At 51.7% G+C, this 240-nt stretch carries 1 protein-coding gene; it reads right to left on the reverse strand.

The annotated features are described in order from the left end of the window. On the reverse strand, positions 1 to 240 hold a 240-nt coding region (locus tag ACODJP_RS14460; RefSeq protein WP_422482686.1), incomplete at both ends, for a hypothetical protein.

Below are 240 nucleotides of genomic sequence, written 5' to 3' on the forward strand. Positions count from 1 at the left end.
TCCAATCCCTTCCCTCTTCTCTCTCCCTCCCTTCTTCCTCCCTCCTCTCCTTCTCCCCTCCTTCCTTTCCCCTCCCCCTTTCTTCCTTCCCTTTCTTTCTCTTCTCTTCTTCCTCTTCTTTTCTTTCCTCCTTCCTCCCCTCTTCCCTTTTTTCTTCCCCTCTTCTCTTCCCTCTCTCCCTCCCTTCCTCCTTTCCTTCTTCCTTCTTTTCCCTCCTTTCTTTCTCCCTCCTCCCTCCTT

It is taken from the genome of Pleomorphochaeta sp. DL1XJH-081 (genome assembly GCF_049310885.1).
Classification (GTDB): Bacteria; Spirochaetota; Spirochaetia; order Sphaerochaetales; family Sphaerochaetaceae; genus CAYZJV01.